1 protein-coding gene and 1 pseudogene are annotated in these 2239 nt (G+C 74.1%); both read right to left on the reverse strand.

What is annotated here, in order from left to right; all coding sequences use genetic code 11:
• Positions 1 to 293: 293 nt before the first annotated feature.
• Positions 294 to 1523 carry a mannose-6-phosphate isomerase, class I gene (manA, locus tag G3I65_RS14455; protein WP_160696570.1) on the reverse strand — a complete coding sequence of 410 codons (1230 nt, stop codon included), beginning with the start codon at positions 1521 to 1523 and terminating at the stop codon, positions 294 to 296.
• 54 nt (positions 1524 to 1577) lie between these two features.
• Positions 1578 to 2239: pseudogene (locus G3I65_RS14460) on the reverse strand (hypothetical protein); the annotation flags it as partial.

Raw genomic sequence — 2239 nt, forward strand, 5'->3', positions numbered from 1 at the left:
CCGGCAGCACCGCCGGGCGCCCAGGCGACCCGCCCCCTCAAGATCGCGCCCCCGAGTCCTCCCCGGCTCGGCTGCGCGTCCCCCGGCCCGGTGGTGCCGCCCCCTCGCGGCACCACCGTCAGGCCCATGGGCGCCGGGCGGGAAACCCGACCGGCGCCACCCCCAGCGGACCGGCAGCGCGCGCCACCGCACCAGGGTCCCCCCGTTGAGTCGATACTCGCTCACGCCGCCACACGGAACGCACACAAAACAGCGGGGGCCCCGAAGAGCCCCCGCCGAACCGCAATCCGTCCTCAGTCTTCGCAGGTCCCCGCCGTCGCGCGGAACAGCTGCGCACGCGCGCCGTCCAGTGGGCGCACGCGGACCGGCGGGTCCGCTGCCGGGAGCCACACCGACTGGCCGCGCCGCAGCTCGACCTTCTCGCCGTCGTCCGCCGTCACCAGCAGGTCACCCGCCGTGCACAGCAGGATCTGCGGGCCGACGCTGTCGACCGAGATCTCGTCGTCCTGCCCGGCAGCCCACTCGACGCGCGACAGCTCGAACTCCGGCGCGTCCGTGCGGTACACCGACAACCGCTCGCCGCTGTCGCCGCACTGGACCGGCATCTCGCCGCACGCGAAGTCGACCACGCGCAGCAGCTCCGGGACGTCCACGTGCTTCGGCGTCAGACCGCAGCGCAGGATGTTGTCCGAGTTCGCCAGGATCTCCACGGCCGTGCCGTGCAGGTACAGGTGCAGGTTCCCCGCCGGCAGGTAGATCGCCTCGCCCGCGCGCAGCGTCAGCCGGTTCAGCAACAACGCCGCCAGCACGCCCGCGTCGCGCGGGTGCGCTTCGCCCAGCTCCAGGATCGTCCGGCACTCGACCGCGAACTCGCCGTGCTCCTGGACGTGCCGGACGCACGAGTCGAGCACCTCCGGCAGCAGCGAGTCCAGCGCGGACTGCGGCAGTGTGATCCACGTCGTGAACAGCGCGCGCAGCCCCGAAGGGTCCGGCTGCGCCTCGATCAGCCCGGTGTACTTCGCCAGCCCTGGCGTCTCGATCGCCTTGAGCAGCTTCACCGTGCGGTCCGGGGCGCGGAAGCCGGCCAGCGCGTGGAACTCCGTCAGCGCGCAGACCAGCTCCGGCTTCGCCGTCGGGTCCGGGTAGTTGCGGTTCGCCGCGTCGCGTGGGATGCCCAGCTGCTCCTCGCGGGCGTGCCCCTCCGCGGCCTGCGCCGCCGACGGGTGCGCCTGCATCGACAGCGGTTCCTCCGCCGCGAGGATCTTCAACAGGAACGGGAGCCGGCCGCCCCACCGCTTCGCGCACTTCTCGCCGAGCTGCGTCACCGGGTCGGCGTCCACCAGCTCCAGCAGGCTTCGCTCGGTGCCGTCCGGGCCGATGACGTGCGACGGGTCGCCCGGGTGGGCACCCATCCACAGCTCGGCCTCGGGGTGCGGCGCGGGGACCGGGCGGCCCAGCAGCTCGGGGATCGCCGTCCGCGATCCCCAGGCGTAGGGCCGCACCGCGTTGCGCAGCAGCTCCACTGTCACCTCAACTCCACTCCTTCGGCACCGGCATGGGCCGGTGCTCGGCGGGTCTCACGCCGTCGCGGGCGCGTAGCGGCCTGCGCCGCCGATGCTGCCCGCCGCCAGCCCGAGATAGACCGCCGCCAGTTCGAACCGCAGCGCCAGCACCGCGGCCCGCACGATTTCGTCGGCCTCGATCTCCTCGGCCGGGGCGATGACGTCCGCACCCGGCAGCAGGTCCTCGGCCTGGTAGCGCGCCGCGTCCGTCGCCGGACCGGTGCGCACCGAGAGCAGCAGCACCCGGGTGGGGATGTCACCAGAGGGATCGTCCGGGTCGGCGAAGATGTCACGCTCGGAGCCCCCCGATTGCGCCGCCCGCCGCAATGCGGGCCGCGCCAGGGCCTGACGATAGTCCTCGACGTCGCAGACCATGGCCGCGTGCGCGGCGAACGCGTGCGCCGCGTGCTCACCGACCGCGACCGCGACCGGGTCCAGCCCCCACAGCAGCGGCACCCGGTCGGCCACGCGCAGCGCGAGCGCCTTCGCCGGGTTCGCGAACGACTCCCGGGCCAGGTAGTCCTTCTCGGCCTCCAGGTCGAGCTGGTCGGCCAGCACCTGGACGTCGGAGATCAGCAGCCCCAGCGCGTTCGCCGTGAGCAGCCCGGCGGCCAGGCCGCGCGGGAACGCCAGCTCCGGCGGCACCGGGACGCGCGGCGCCAGCAGCAGGCCCTTGC

The sequence above is a fragment of the Amycolatopsis sp. SID8362 genome (genome assembly GCF_010550475.1).
Taxonomy (GTDB): domain Bacteria; phylum Actinomycetota; class Actinomycetes; order Mycobacteriales; family Pseudonocardiaceae; genus Amycolatopsis; species Amycolatopsis eburnea.